Annotated in this window: 8 protein-coding genes; 6 read left to right on the top strand and 2 right to left on the bottom strand. The window is 68.8% G+C overall.

The window, feature by feature from the left end:
- The first annotated feature begins 642 nt into the window (after nucleotides 1–642).
- The 4 genes from LW840_RS00630 to LW840_RS00615 all read left to right on the top strand — a co-directional run bounded on the left by LW840_RS00630 (nucleotide 643) and on the right by LW840_RS00615 (nucleotide 4554).
- On the top strand, nucleotides 643–1962 hold the full coding sequence (locus LW840_RS00630; RefSeq protein WP_291268716.1) for a nucleoside transporter C-terminal domain-containing protein: 1320 nt from the start codon (nucleotides 643–645) through the stop codon (nucleotides 1960–1962).
- Entirely contained in the window at nucleotides 1962–2864 is a 903-nt protein-coding gene (locus LW840_RS00625; protein WP_291268120.1) for a PfkB family carbohydrate kinase, read from the top strand. The genes LW840_RS00630 and LW840_RS00625 overlap by 1 nt, the downstream gene beginning before the upstream one ends.
- 122 nt (nucleotides 2865–2986) lie before the next feature.
- The gene (locus LW840_RS00620) at nucleotides 2987–3289 is read left to right on the top strand and encodes a hypothetical protein (RefSeq protein ID WP_291262721.1); all 303 of its coding nucleotides are present in this window, start codon (nucleotides 2987–2989) and stop codon (nucleotides 3287–3289) included.
- Between the two features lie 62 nt (nucleotides 3290–3351).
- Nucleotides 3352–4554 carry a cupin domain-containing protein gene (locus tag LW840_RS00615; RefSeq protein WP_291276238.1) on the top strand — a complete coding sequence of 401 codons (1203 nt, stop codon included), beginning with the start codon at nucleotides 3352–3354 and terminating at the stop codon, nucleotides 4552–4554.
- Nucleotides 4555–4694: 140 nt separating this feature from the next.
- Here LW840_RS00615 and LW840_RS00610 read toward each other — a convergent pair whose 3' ends face one another.
- On the bottom strand, nucleotides 4695–8168 hold the full coding sequence (locus LW840_RS00610) for a sialidase family protein (RefSeq protein WP_291276237.1): 3474 nt from the start codon (nucleotides 8166–8168) through the stop codon (nucleotides 4695–4697).
- A gap of 150 nt (nucleotides 8169–8318) precedes the next feature.
- Here LW840_RS00610 and LW840_RS00605 point away from each other — a divergent pair, with 150 nt between their 5' ends.
- Together LW840_RS00605 and LW840_RS00600 are read left to right on the top strand one after the other, a co-directional pair.
- A complete protein-coding gene (locus LW840_RS00605; RefSeq protein WP_291268123.1) occupies nucleotides 8319–8957 on the top strand; it encodes a TetR/AcrR family transcriptional regulator in 639 nt (212 codons plus the stop codon).
- Entirely contained in the window at nucleotides 8954–10465 is a 1512-nt protein-coding gene (locus LW840_RS00600; RefSeq protein ID WP_291268124.1) for a hypothetical protein, read from the top strand. Before LW840_RS00605 ends, LW840_RS00600 begins: the two co-directional genes overlap by 4 nt.
- A 167-nt stretch (nucleotides 10466–10632) precedes the next feature.
- On the opposite strand, the gene LW840_RS00595 is transcribed toward LW840_RS00600, so the two are convergent.
- Complete coding sequence (locus LW840_RS00595; RefSeq protein ID WP_291268125.1) at nucleotides 10633–12624, bottom strand: serine hydrolase domain-containing protein; 1992 nt, start codon at nucleotides 12622–12624, stop codon at nucleotides 10633–10635.
- Between the last annotated feature and the right edge of the window lie 147 nt (nucleotides 12625–12771).

Here is a 12771-nt window from a genome sequence, read left to right as displayed (position 1 = left end):
GACGGCGAAGAACACTGCGATACCAATCGTCGCGAGAACTGGCGCAGCACATAATATGAGTAGTCCGATTGCGATCGCGGTCTCAGACCTGAAAGCGAACGCTGCGTAGAGACATGCGGGCGTGGTGACCGCGGTAAGCCAGAGTAGAGGATTGAGGGCGCTCCTCACTTGTAGCCTCTGGCCAGCAACGCCAGCATTCTTCGCGAGCAACTCAATCATAGGCGTTCCTAATCGCTTTGTAGAGATTCGATGACCCGAGAGGCATAACGCTGATTAGACTGCAGGGGATCACTGCAGACCACGGATTATGCAGCGCAATTCTGCAGTCTAATCCGGAGCACCGAGAGCACGCCGAAACCCGCTATCGCGCACGCTATCAGCGACTTGCGCCATACTTCGAAACATTCACTCCCCCGGATTAGACTGCAGATAACGCAGTCTAACGTTCAGTTGCGGTGAGAGACGCGCAAGTGGCACCCGCCACCTCCCTGGTGCGCGACGAGGTCGCCAATCAGCAACGCCGCCGTGCGCCAACCCGTCGTACCAACCACGACGCGATCAAGTGAACCGCCTCCCCGCGAGCTACAATTAGCCGCACCAAAACCCCGTGGAGAGGCGCGTGATCACCGGCTGCCGTACCTGATGTTCCCACCGCAACTGCGCTCGCTCGCCGGCCTGGCCATCCTCGTGGGCATCGGCTGGGCACTGAGCCGCGACCGCCACGCCATCGCCTGGCGGCTGGTCGGGTGGGGCCTCGCCCTGCAGCTGCTCTTTGGCGCCCTCGTGCTGCTCACGCCCGGCGCCGGCGGCTTCTTTGGCGCGGTCAACGAGGCACTGCTGCGCATCATGGGCTTCTCCGATGCCGGGGCCAAGTTCCTCTTCGGCGACCTGGTGTTCAACAACATCCCGGTGGGCACCGGCCCCGCCGGCGGCAACGCCGCCATCACCCCCAGCACCACACAGGCCGCGCGCGCCGGGGCCTACTTCGCCTTTCACGTCCTCCCCACCATCGTCTTCTTCTCGGCACTCATGGCGGTGCTCTACTACCTGCGCCTCATGCAGCGCGTGGTGCACGGCGTGGCGTGGGTCATGCAACGCACCATGCGCACCTCGGGCGCCGAAACACTCGCCACGGCGGGCGGCATCTTCCTGGGGCTCATGGAAACCCCGCTGCTCGTGCGCCCCTACCTCGAGCGCATGACGCGCTCCGAGGTCTTTGCCCTCATGGTGGCCGGCCTGGCCTCCATCAGCGGCGGCCTCCTCGTGGCGTACGTGGGCCTGCTCTCGCCGTACTTCCCCGCCATCGGCGGGCACCTCGTGTCGGCCTCCGTCATGTCGGCGCCCGCGGCGCTGGTGGTGGCCAAGCTCCTGTATCCCGAAACCGAAGCCACCGAAACCTCCACCACGCTCAGCGTACAGTCGGAGCACTCGGCCGACGTCAACGTCATCGACGCGGCAGGGCGCGGGGCCGTGGAGGGAGCGTTTCTCGCCATCAAGGTGGGAGCCATGCTCGTGGCTTTTCTGGGGCTGCTCGCCATGCTCAACGCCGGCATTGGGTGGGTGGGCGCGCTGGTCGGCGCGCCGGGGCTCACGCTGCAGGGGCTGTTGGGGCGCGCCCTCGCGCCACTCGCCTGGGCCATTGGCGTGCCCTGGCAGGACGCGCGCACGGTAGGTGAGCTGATCGGCGTGAAGACCGTGCTCAACGAGTTCGTGGCCTTCCGCCAGCTGGCCGACCATCTGCAGGGGGCCGGCGCCCTCGCCCCGCGTTCGATGGTGATTGCCAGCTACGCGCTGGCCGGCTTTGCCAACTTCGGGTCCATCGCCATGCAGATCGCCGGCATGGGAGAACTGGCACCGTCCAAGCGCGCCCTGCTCGCCCAGCTTGGCCTGCGGGCCCTGCTGGGTGGGGTGCTGGCCTCGCTCATGACCGCCACCGTGGCCGGCATGCTCGTCGCCGGGTGATGCCCTCGGTCCTCATTGGCGGCACGCTCACCCTCGATACCCTAGAGCACGGGGATGTCGTGAACCGCGTGGCGGACCGCGTGGTGCACCGCGACGTCCCCGGTGGTTCGGCACTCTACGCGGCGGCCGCCGCGCGCCTGTGGATGCCCGTGCAGGTCACCGGCACCGTGGGCACCGACTTTCCGCTCGCCGTGCTCGATCTGCCGGGGGTAGACCGCGCGGCCGTCGAGGTACTGACCGGGCCCACCTTCCGCTGGCATGCCCGCTACACCGACCACGGTGCGCACCGCACCACCGTGTCCCGCGAGCGCGGGGTGGCAGAGGGACGACTGCCACCCGTGGGCTTCACCAGCGCGCCGCACGCGATGCTGCTGGGGAGCACGCATCCGCTCGTACAGCAACATGTGCTTGCGCATGTGCGTGAGCGTATGCGGCGGCAGTGGCCCGCCACCCCTCTGGTGGCGCTGGACAGCATGGCGCACTGGTGGGCCAACGAACGCGTCGCCCTGCGGGCGCTGCTGCCCCACGTGCACTTGCTGTTCGTGGACGACGAGGAGCTGGCACTGGCCACCGATGGGCGTGGCACCGTGGACATGCTGCACGACCTCGGCCCGGTCATGGTGGTCGTGAAGCACGGCGCCCGCGGGGCGACGCTGTACCGCCGAGGCGCGCGCGCAGTTGCGGTGGCCGCGTGTCCCGTGGCGCAGGTAGCCGACACCACGGGCGCGGGGGATGCCTTTGCCGGCGCGCTGGTGGCCGTGCTGGCTTCCGGTGCCGCGCCCCACGACCACACGGCGCTGCGCATGGCCGCGGCCGTGGCGGCGTGTGCCGTCGAAGGCGTCGGCGTGGACCGCTTGCGGAGCCTCACGAGCGGCGAGGTTGCGGCACGAGCGCGTGCTTGACACCAGAAATGCCGATCGCGATCGTCCACATTCGCGCGGATCGTCAAGGATCTCCCTCGCCGCCGTGCCGGTTCCTCACGCCGTGCTCACCCGCGGCCGTTCTTCCTCCAGCCCTGCCCACCATGAGCGAGAGCACCGAGCGTCCCCGCATCACCGAGGCCGACATCACTGCGCGCACGACGCCGCGCGGGCACCTGATGCGCCGCTTCGGCGTGGCCGTGGCCACGCTGGGTGTGGCCGGCGTGCTCCAGGCGTGTGGTGGCGGTGAAAGCGGGTCGGCCGAGTCGTCGGACAACGGCGCAGGATCCGATGCGGCGCCTTCCAGCAGCGTGGCCCCGGCGGCCCCGGCGCCCGACTCCGCCGCCAAGCCCGACAGCGCCGCCAAGCCCGACAGCAGCGGCGAGTCCGATTCGGACGCACGCTGACCAACACCGGGCCGGCCCGGTCGGACGATCGGCGGCCGGCCCCGGTGGCGTACGCCGCACCCATGCCCCCTGCGGCCCTCACGATTCCCATGCGTGATCCGATCGCGTGGCTCCTCGGGCGGCCGGACTCGACGGACTTTCTTGCCAACCAGTTCCGGCGCGCGTGGGTGCTGGCGCGCGCCACCGATCGGCACCGGTTCGCGCCGCTGCTCGACGTAGCGGTGCTCGACGACATTCTCGGGCGGTTCGGCGTTCAGCATCCCGCCATCAAGCTCGTCCGTTCCGACGGGGCCGTCCCTGTGGCGGAGTATCTCTGGCGCGACGGTATGGTGGACCCGGCGCGTGTCGCGCACGCGTTTTCGCAGGGGGCCACGGTGGTGTTCGGCGCCCTGCACGATCGGCACGAGCCGCTCCGCCAACTGTGCGCGGCCGTCACGGCCCAGCTGTCGGCGCGCACGCAGACCAACATTTACCTCACGCCGCCGCACGCGCAGGGCTTCAAGCCGCACTGGGACACGCACGACGTGTTCGTGCTGCAGCTGTCGGGCACCAAGCGCTGGCGCATTTACGGCGGCGGCCCCGAGTTGCCGCTCCCCGACCAGAAGTTCGATCCCGCGCGGCACACCGCCGGCCCGGTCGAGGACGAGTTCACGCTCGCGGCTGGCGACGTGCTGTACATCCCGCGCGGCATCATGCACGCGGCCACCACGACCGACGAACAGTCGCTCCACATCACCCTCGGTGTGCTGTCGTACACGTGGGCCGATCTGCTCGTCGATTGTGTCAACGAGCTCGTGGAGCGTGAGGCCACGTGGCGCGAGAGCCTGCCGGTCGGCTACGCGGCGCACGAGGAAGGCGGCGCGAGGCTTCACGAGGCGCTGACGGCGAAACTGGCCACGTTGCCGGGCGCCGTCGATCTCGGTGCGGTGGTCGCGGCGCGGCGTCACGCCCTCGAGTCACAGCTGCGTCCGCGGGCCGGCGATTACCTGCAGCAGGTCATGGCGATACCCGCGTTGCGACCTGACGATGTCGTGCAGTGGCGTGTCGCGGTGCCCTCGCAGGTGGAGCGGCGCGGGGAGCGCGTGGCAGTCCTCTCCGGGACGCGCGAGGTCGAACTGCCGGCGGCGGCCGCCGCCACGCTCGACCAGGTGCGCGGCGGGGAAGCGCTCGCGGCCGGCGCCATCCCCGACGGGCTCGACTGGGAGAGCCGGCGCGTGGTGCTCGCCGCCCTCATCCGTGAGGGATGGCTGGTGCGCCACCCCTGAGTGAAGCCGCGGAACGCGTGCGTCTGCCGTGAACGCTGCGATGATGCGACCGCGTAGCGGGCATCATCGAGCGGCGCCCCCACTCCATCGAGTGAAGGCGCCGCCCTGTGGCATCACCGCCGGCAACTACAACACCAGCGTCAGTTCCCCGTCGGCATGGTAATCCCCGCCGCCGCGAGCTTCTCGCTCATGGCCTTCATGCGCGGGGCAAACGCCGTGGCTTCGGCCACCGCCGCGTCCAGCGCCGCACGCGCCGCCGCGGCCTGCTTCACCAGTGCGTCGCTGGGCGTTTCCCACACCGCCAGCAGGTTCCCCTTCACGGCACCCAACCGCGCCAGCACGTTGGCATCGGCACCCGCACCACCGCCGCCAAAGCCGCCACCACCGCCGGGACCCGCCGCAAACACCGGTGCGCCCACGCCGAACTTCACCCGCAACGCGTCAAAATCCTTGCGGAACGCGGCCCACTCGGTCTTCACGTCGGCACTCACCGTGGTGCTGCTGTCCACCTTCGCCGCCACCGTGCGCAGCTGCGCCTGCAGCGCCGCCAGCGGCATCGCGGCCTGCGCACCAGCCACCTGCGCGGCGTGCAGCTCCATCGCCTTGGCGTTGTACGCCACGCGCTGCTCGGCGCTCAGCTTCACCTCCGGGTCGGCCACCAGCGTGAGCGGCTTGCGCGCCACCTCCTTGCCGTCTACCACCAGCGCCACCATGTAGGTGCCAGGCAGCACCAGCGGCCCCTGCGCACCGCCACCGCCAAAGCGGAACCCGCCGCCCCCCTGCCCGCCCGCCGGCGCACACGGGTTCTCCGGCAGGTACCCCACCTCGGGGAGCGGCACCGGATACCCGGCAATGGGGCGACGCGGCGTGGGGAACCCACCAGGCCCCGTGCCCGCACCACCAGCCGCACCACCAGCCGCACCACCAGCCGCACCAGCAGCCGCGCCACCCGCAGCCGGCGCCGCCGCGTTCACCTCGGGCACCGGCGTCACGCGCTGGTCCCAGCACACGGTCTGAATGCCGGCCACGTTCTTCGCCGCCGGCACCGCGAGCTCACGCACCAGCGCGCCGTTGCTGTCCATCACACGCAGCATGGGATTCTTGACCGGTGTCTTGAAGTACAGCTGCATCATCGCGTCGCTCGGCGGGTTCTCGCCGGTGAAGAACTGGTGCCCCCAGAACTCGTCGTTGCGGTCGTCCTTGCTCTTCCACTGCAGCTGCGGCCCCGGCGTGAACAGCGCCGCCTCGGCCTTCTGCGCCGCCGCGTACTCCTGGATGGGCTCGAGATGATCGAGAATCCACAGCGAGCGCCCGTGCGTGGCCACGATGAGCGCGTTGTCGCGCGGATGAATGGTGAGCTCGTCCACCCGTACCGTGGGGAAGTTGGCCTTGAGCCGGCGCCACGACTTGCCGCGGTCCAGCGTCAGGAAGATGCCCGTCTCCGTGCCCACGTACAGCACGTCGGGGTTCTTCGTGTCCTCGGTGAGCGTCTTGATCACTTCACCGGCAAGCCCGTTCGTGATGGCCGTGAACGTGGCGCCAAAGTCGCGCGACACCCACACGTACGGCGCGTAGTCGTTGAGGCGGTGATTGTCCACCGTGACATACACCACCCCGGCCTCGAAGCGGCTGGGCACCACTTCGCTCACGAACGCATGACCCGCCGGGAAGCCGGGCAGGTTCTTCGTGATGTTCGTCCACGTCTTGCCGTCGTCGCGCGTCACACTCACCGTGCCGTCGTCGGTGCCGGTGTAGAACACGCCCGCCTGCCGGGGGCTTTCCGCCAGCGCCACAATGGCCGGCCACTGCGAGATGCCGTCGTGGCGCGCAATGGTGATCTCGCTCCCCTTGAGCCCCATCGTCACGATGCTGTCGCGGCTGGCGTTCTGCGTGAGATCGGGGGAGATGGCTTCCCACGAATCACCACGATCGCGCGAGCGGAACACCTTGTTGGCCGCCGCCAGCAGCACGCCCGGGTCGTTGGGCGAAAGCATGAGCGGCGTATCCCAGTGGAAGCGATACGCCTCGCGCGGCGCCGCGTTCGTCACGTTCTGCGCCGTGGGGCGGATCTGCCGCGATTCGCCGGTCACTTTGTTGCGGCGCACGATGTTGCCGTCCTGCGACTCGGTGTACACGATGCGCGAGTCGCGCAGGTCGGGGATGGCCACGAAGCCGTCGCCGCCCAGGATCTGGAACCAGTCGTAGTTGAAGATGCCGCGGTTCTGGCGCGAGGCGCTGGGGCCGCACCAGTCGTAGTTGTCCTGCATGCCGCCGCACACGTTGTACGGCCACTCCATGTCGTAGCTCACATGGTAGAACAGCCCCACCGGCAGGTTGGGGAGGAACTGCCAGGTGCGGCTCAGGTCATAGCTCACGCCAATGCCGCCGTCGCCGCCAATGAGTACGTGATCGGGGTTCTTCGGGTTCACCCAGATCGCGTGAATGTCATCGTGAATCACCAGCGCCGCGTCGGTCTCCCAGCTCTTGCCGCCATCCACCGTCAGGTGCAGCCCCACGCCGCCCATGTAGACACGATCGGGGTTGACCGGGTCCACCTTGATGTTGCTGAAGTACATGGGGCGCGGGTTCGTGCTGCTCATCTTCGTCCACGTGGCGCCGCCGTCGAGCGAGCGGTACACCCCGGTGGCACCCGCCGGCTGGCGCGGGGCGTTGGACATCTCGTCGGTGGGCGGCGGGGCCGCGGCGCCCCCGGCACCGGGGCGCGCCGCCGAGGGCGCCTCCACCGTGGCGTACACGATGTTGCCGCTCTGCCGGAACACATCCACCGCAATGCGCCCCAGCGGGCCGGTGGGGAAGCCCGTGCCGGTGACCTTGGTCCACGTGTCGCCGCCGTCGGTGCTCTTGAAGAGCGCGCTGCCGGGGCCCCCGCCGTTCATGCAGCAGGCCGTGCGGCGCCGCTGGTACATGCTGGCGAAGAGCACATTCGGGTCAGCCATGGAGATGGCCACGTCGTTGGCGCCGGTGTCGTCGTCGCCCTTGAGTACCTGCTTCCAGGTGAGCCCACCGTCGGTGGTCTTGTACACCCCGCGATCTCCACCGGGCCCGAAGAGCGGCCCCGTGGCCGCCACGAACACGATGTTCTCGTTGGTGGGGTGCAGGACGATGCGGTTGATGTGCTTGCTGTTGGGGAGCCCGATCAGCGCGAACGTCTTGCCGCCGTCGGTGCTCTTGTAGAGGCCACCGCCCCACGAGGTGCTCTGGCGGTTGTTGCTCTCGCCGGCGCCCACCCACACCACGTCGGGGTTCACCTGCGACACCGCCACGTCGCCAATGGCAATGAGCCCTTCGTGCTGGAAGAGCGGCGTGAAGGTGGTGCCGTTGTTCACCGTCTTCCACACGCCGCCGTGGGCGGTGCCCACGTAGTAGGTGGCCGGGTTGGCCTCGAACACCGCCACGTCGGCGACGCGCCCCGACATGGTGGCCGGCCCGATGCTGCGGAAGTGGAGGGCGTCGAACTCACTCGCCACACGCGAGGGAGACGCGGTGGGCGCCGTGGTGCGGGGACTGGGGGCACGTTGGGCGGCCACCGCAGTGGCCTGTACCGGGAGAAGCAGGAGCGTGCCAGCGGCAGCCCTGCGGAGCAATCGAGCCATGACGAAGGGGTTGGCGGAGAAGAGGGAAGCGCTCAATAACGTGCGCCACGTGCCGCCGTTGAGCGAGACCACTGCGGATTGAGCTTGACGAGACGGGGACATCGCGCTCATTTACCTAACGAACGTTCGTTTCTCCGGTGTTTCGTCATAATGCCCAGCACCACAACCGTGTCCCCCACCAAGGAGCGTCTTCGAACGTCGGCGCTCGACCTCATCGCCGATCGGGGCATGGCCGCCCTGTCGGTGCGATCACTCTGCCGCGCCGTGGGAATCCGCGAGAGCAGTTTCTACGCGCACTTCCCCAGCAAGGAGGCCCTGCTCGAGGACCTGCTCGAGGACCTGCTTGAGCGGGCGGGCGCTGAGGCACCACTGCGCATCGCCGAGCGGCTCGCCGCCCGATGCCTGCCGCTGCGCGGTTTGGTGGAACAGCTCGTAGCCGAGCTGACGATGCTGTGGACCGAGCCGCAAGGGCGGAAACTGCGCGTACTGCTCGAGGCCGAAGTGTCACGGGACCCCGCCATGCGGGAGCGGTTCAATGCGCGGGTGCTCGAGATGATCGACACCGTGGGGCGCGAACTGCAGCGGCATGTCCACGCCGGCACCCTGACGCCACACGCCCCGACGCCGGTCATGGCGTGGGCGCTCGTGTCGCCCATCGCCGCCATGCGTTTCTCGCTGTTTGCGCACGGAACATCGGAGCAGCACATGGCCCACGGCATTGCGTTGGCAACCGCGCTTGGGGAGGCATGGCTACGCGCACACGCCGTGCCCGAGCACACGGTCCCATGAAAGGTCGCGCCTCGTTGCTGCGTACGGTGGGGCTGCTCTGGGTCGTGGCGTCCTGTACCAGCAGCACCACACCGCCAGCCGGTCCCGATACGGCCCCGCCTCCCGCCGCGGTGTGCACCACCCCCACTCGCACGTCGGGCGTACAGCTGGGCGCCAATGTGAACGCGCTCTTCTGGGAAGAACACTACGGGGATACGCGACTGCTTGGCGCCGTGCGGTCGCTCGGCAACCCCATCGTGCGGTTCCCCGGCGGCACCGAGGCCGACTACTTCGATTGGGAACGCGGTCGGCCGGTGGACGCCTGTCGCTACGGTGCCTGTCGCACGTGGGACAACGCGCAGCTCACACCGCCGGGATTGTTCCAGCGATTCGGCGCGTTCCGCAACAGCACGCCGGCCAGCTTCGCAACCTTTGCCCAGCAGGTCAACGGCACCTTGCTGCTGGTGGCCAATACGGTCACGGCGAGTGTCGACGACAACGTGCGGTGGATTGGCGCCGTGGCGAACACCGGGACCGCCGTACCGCTCATCGAACTATCGAACGAACCATACTTCGGCCGCGTGGAGGGCACCGACAACACCGAGCGGCTGTATCCTACGGCCGCGTCGCACGTGGCGTACGTGCGGCGGCTTGCGACGGCGCTGCGCCAGCGCGTACCGAACGCGCGGCTGGCGTTCCCGGCCTTCGTGCCACGCGTCGATCCCGCAACGGGACAGCCATCGCCGGGACACGATGCCCGTATGCTCACCTGGAATGAGCAATCGCTGACCGCGGGCATTGCCGGCGACGTGGATGCGTTCGCCCTGCACTTCTATCCGAGGCTGCCGGGACGGCGCGGCGCCTCCGACAGTGCGTACCTGCGCACCCTCTCCACATTCGCGTCCTCATACTGGGCGCTCACCCAGGAGCAGCCGCAGTGGCGACTGCTACCCGCGGACAAGCGGCTCTGGGTGACCGAACTCAACGCCAGCTTCGCCGATGCCCCCGAACTCGTGGGCACGTGGATGCACGGGCTTGTGCAGGCGCAACTCATGCTGCGCATGCTGGGTGACCCGCGCATGGATGTGATGCTGCAGCACATGCTGACCGGCAATCCGCAATGGCAGGCGGTGGTGCACCCCGGCCGCGCCCCTGACATCGTGCCCGCCCCGGGCTTCACGGCGTACGCGCTCACCGCAACGGGTGAAACCCTGTCGGCGCTCTCCACGGCGCTGCGTGGCGCCACCTGCGTCGAGCTGCGTGCCGAATCCACAGCGGCCACGCTGATCGTCGCGGCTCGCGACCGCTCCGGCCCGCGCATCGTGATCGTGAATGCCTCGGCCGATCCCATCACGCTCGACATTCGCCAGCTCGGATTCATGCGGATCAGCGCCACCGAACGTCGCGCGGCACCGCTTTCCCGGCCTGGCGCGGGCACGACGTTGACCGTGACGTCGCTTGGCACGAGCACGGACGGCTACACGATACGCATCGCGCCGTATGCCATCGTCACGATGAGCGGCAGCTAGCGAGGAAGCTGGCCCCGACGCTCGAACGGATAGCAGTTCGACGGGTTGACGCCGTACTCCTGGAGCACCGGGTCGCCGTACTTGGGCGCCCTGGCGATCAGCCAGTGTCTTCCCGTTCGGCCCCCGCTTTCGATCACCAGCAGACGGTGGCAGTCTTCGCGAGAGGCTCAGCGCACCCGCGCGAAACGGATGTCCCGTGAACGCGCCACGTTGGCGTAGAAGCCGATCACCTGGCCCACGCGGTCGCGTTCGAGCGTGAGGGTAACGGCCCCGCCGGTGAAGGTATCCTTGGCGGTCACACGGAGCGGCACATCCGTGGCGCGGCGCTGCTTGGCCACCAGCGTGCCGTTCACCAGCGCAATATCCCAGAACGTTTCGAGTTCTTCGCTGAAGAAACGGCCGCTGATCGCGGCCAGCTCGGTGGCCGACGGCGCCCAGGTCGCGGCGACGGGGCCCTCCCGGCGCGAGGCGCGCTGACGCGCGCCATTCTGCACCAGCGTGGCCCCGTTGACCTTCTTCGCCGCATCTCGACTGAACTCCACCGACGCCTGTACCCCCTGCACCGCAAACGACGTGTCCGACGTAGGGGTCAGCCGCAGCTTCCCCTGCCCCGTGGCCTGCGTGTACAGCGTGTCGCCGGCGCGCGAGAAGGTGAGCACGAACGCCGGCGCGGCGTCGAGCGCGTACTGCCCGGCGAATTCGTCGAACTTCTTCGCCTCGTACTTGCTGGCGTCGAACGGTGCGCGTGCCACCACCGGCTTTGGCGCCAGCTCCGGGAAGAACGCTTCGGCCAGCCGGAACGCAATGCTGCTGTCGAACGCGCCGTCGTTGCTCTGCACCGTGATGCCGGCGTTGAGATCGGGATACAGGGCCAGCATGGAACGGTGTGACACGTCGGCGCCGCCATGATGCACGCGCTTCTGTTCGTTCTGCGTGTCGACGAACAGCCCAAGGCCGTAGCCGGTGCTCTTGCCATCCGTGAGCGTGAAGGGCGTCATCATCTGCGCCACGCTGGCCTTCGTCCCCACCGTGGGGTTGGCGAGGTGCTCCGCCCACTTCTGCAAGTCACCGAGCGTGGTGTAGATGCCGCCGGCCCCCATGGAGCCACCCAGGTCCCCAAGGTCGCGCCACACGTCCTTGTCGCTGCGCGAGTACCCCACCGTGGCCCCCTTCACCGGCACGCGCACGTCGGCGCGCACCTGCGTGTGCGTCAGGCCGATCGGCCCGAAGACACGCTGCGCCATGAACGCCTCGAAGGGCATGCCGCTCACGCGGGCCACGATCATGGCAGCGAGACCGAAGGCGGTGTTGTTGTAGTTGAACTCGGTGCCCGGTGCGTTCTGCAGGGCGGGCTGCCGGTTCACGAGGGGAATGTACTCCTCGCGACCCACGTAGTCGCTTTCGTCGAGCCGACGGCCGGTGAGCGTGAGCGAGTTGTACAGCTCGCGATACCCCGTGGTGTGCGTGAGCAGGTTGCGCACGGTGACCACCTGCCCGAAGTCCTTGAGCTCGGGGAGGTGCTTTCGCACGTCGTCGTCGAGCGACAGTTTGCCCTCCTCCACCAGCAGCATGACGGCGAAGGCGGTGAACTGCTTGGAGGTGGAGCCGATGTTAGTGGGCGTGCTCACCGTGAACGGAATCTCGTACGCCAGGTTGGCCATGCCGTACGCCTTGGCGAACACCGTGCGGCCGCCGCGCCATACCGCCACGGCGGCGCCGGGACCGTCGCGACGGTCCCACAGCGCCAGCAGCTGATCGACCTGGCGCTTGGGGTCGGTGGAGAGCCGTTCGTTGGTCAGCAGCGTGACCGCGAAGGCGCCCCCGGTGGTGTCGGCGGCGACCACCTGCAGCTGGTACGCGCCGGCTTCATTGGTGATGACCAGCAGCTCTTCGGGCCCCTTGGCGCTGCCATTCATGGCGCGCACGACCGTGTTCCGTGGGCCGAGCAGCCGCAGGCCCACGTTCCCGGGGCGCTGGTCCACGCGCAACCGCACCACGGTGTTGGAGTCCGCGCGCAGGGTGAAGCGGGCCGTGTCCTTGCCGGTCACGGTGCCGGCGAGGGGCTTGCCAAGGGCAAGTGGAGACTGGGCGGCGAGGGCGTGGGGCGCCGCAAATGACGCCGAACCAAGCAGACAGGCGAGAGCTGGCCAGGAACGCATGAGTGGAGGGGGCTGAGGGTGCCCCAACATGCGCCCGGTTTGCCGAAGGTGCCAACCCGGTCCGGCGGGCGTGTAGACGTCGGGCGCCCACGCGGAGGTTGTGAGAAGAGCGGTAGGGAGGTGCCCGAGAAGGGCGCTGAAGGGGAG

It is taken from the genome of Gemmatimonas sp. (assembly GCF_021298855.1).
In the GTDB taxonomy this organism is placed as follows: Bacteria; Gemmatimonadota; Gemmatimonadetes; order Gemmatimonadales; family Gemmatimonadaceae; genus Gemmatimonas.
Note: the sequence above shows the minus strand (reverse complement) of the source record. Positions and strands in the feature narration are given on the sequence as shown.